This window comes from Modestobacter marinus (assembly GCF_019799945.1).
GTDB classification, from domain to species: Bacteria; Actinomycetota; Actinomycetes; order Mycobacteriales; family Geodermatophilaceae; genus Modestobacter; species Modestobacter marinus_B.
Genome location: NZ_JABGCH010000147.1, coordinates 1 through 831 on the forward strand (window position 1 = coordinate 1; position 831 = coordinate 831).

Consider the following 831-nt stretch of genomic DNA (forward strand, 5'->3'; position numbering starts at 1 on the left):
GGCGCGGCGATCAACACCGGCGCCGTGCAACGCGGGGAGAGCGTGGCGGTGTTCGGCTGCGGCGGGGTCGGGGACGCCGCGATCGCCGGCGCCAAGCTGGCCGGGGCGACCACGATCGTCGCCGTCGACATCGACGACCGGAAGCTGGCGTGGGCGAAGCAGTTCGGCGCCACCCACACGGTCAACTCCAAGGACGGCGACCCGGTGGAGGCGATCAAGGGCCTCACGAACGGTTTCGGGGTGGACGTGGCGATCGACGCGGTCGGCCACCCGGCGGTGTTCGAGCAGGCCTTCTACGCCCGCGACCTGGCCGGCCGGGTGGTGCTGGTCGGTGTGCCCCGGCCGGACATGCAGCTCACCCTGCCGCTGCTGGAGGTGTTCGGCCGGGGTGGGGCGATCAAGTCCTCCTGGTACGGCGACTGCCTGCCCAGCCGCGACCTCCCGCTGCTGGTCGACCTGTACCTGCAGGGCCGCTTCCCGCTGGAGGAGTTCGTCACCGAGGCCATCGGCCTGGACGACGTCGAGGAGGCCTTCGAGAAGATGCGCCAGGGCGAGGTGCTGCGCTCGGTCGTGGTGCTGGACAAGTGAGCCGAGTGGACGCCCGCATCGAGCAGGCCGTGGTCAGCGGGGTGTTCAGCCTCGACGGGTCCGACTTCGACGTGGACAACAACGTCTGGCTGGTCGGCGACGACCACGAGGTGCTGGTCATCGACGCACCGCACCGGGTGGAGCCTCTGCTCGAGGCCGTCGGCGGCCGGCGGGTGACCGCGATCGTGCTGACCCACGGGCACAACGACCACATCACCGCCGCGGTCGACCTGCGGGAGGCCA

The 831-nt window shown here is 71.2% G+C and carries 2 protein-coding genes; both read left to right on the forward strand.

The genetic code is table 11. The annotated features are described in order from the left end of the window. Window positions 1–588 (forward strand): zinc-binding dehydrogenase (locus HK417_RS24445; protein WP_222273390.1); only part of this gene is annotated, 588 nt, incomplete at its 5' end. Beyond that, a partial coding sequence (locus HK417_RS24450) for an MBL fold metallo-hydrolase (RefSeq protein ID WP_439957942.1) occupies window positions 585–831 on the forward strand: 247 nt, incomplete at its 3' end. The genes HK417_RS24445 and HK417_RS24450, both read left to right, overlap by 4 nt.